Here is a 739-nt window from a genome sequence, read left to right on the forward strand (position 1 = left end):
AGTTCTGTCCCACCGCCCAGCCTATCGCTTAACATGGCAGCCTGCTGCTTTTATAAGAACACTTGGGTATATTCTTCCAATTCCTCATGGACATTGTCAGAAGAAAGGTCCGTGATGACAGCTGTCACCTCTGACAGGGGAGCAATAGGGGTGAAATCTTCTTTGCCGATTTTGGAAGAATCAATCAATAGATAGCTCTCTCCCGAACGTTCCAAAGCCAGTTTCTGCGTGTAGGCTTCCTCAAAAGAGGAAGTCAGAATCATGCCGTTTTTAATCCCGTTGCCGCTGAAAAACATCTTGCTGTAATACATCTTGTCCATCATGGCATTGGTCATCTCACCCACAAAAGCCTGAGTGGTCTCCCGCATCTCCCCTCCCAGCAGAAAGACCTGAAAGGTATCGCTTTTCTTTTTAAAAAGCTCATTGAAAATAGGCATGCAGTTGGTAATGACCCGCAGCTTCTCCCTGTGGATTTCCTCTGCCAGCACCTCCACCGACGTTCCCGGCCCCAGAAAAATCGTATCTCCCTCCTCAATCAGTCCTACTGCTTTCTTGGCCACCTGCCGCTTGGCTTCAATGTTTTTAAAGAGTTTTTCCTCGTGGGGGAGCTCCCGATAGCTCATCTGCCGATTGCTCTTGGCGCCGCCATGGATACGCGTCAGTAATCCCTGTCCCTCCAGCTCTATCAGATCGCGCCGAACCGTCATATCCGACACCTTCATGCTGTCCATGATTTCTG

At 49.4% G+C, this 739-nt stretch carries 1 protein-coding gene; it reads right to left on the reverse strand.

The window, feature by feature from the left end; translation table 11 throughout:
- Nucleotides 1-50: 50 nt before the first annotated feature.
- Nucleotides 51-739 (reverse strand): DeoR/GlpR family DNA-binding transcription regulator (locus STRDD11_RS08480; RefSeq protein ID WP_164828436.1); only part of this gene is annotated, 689 nt, incomplete at its 5' end.

Origin of the sequence: Streptococcus sp. DD11 (genome assembly GCF_001578865.1) — a bacterium.
Lineage (GTDB): Bacteria > Bacillota > Bacilli > Lactobacillales > Streptococcaceae > Streptococcus > Streptococcus panodentis.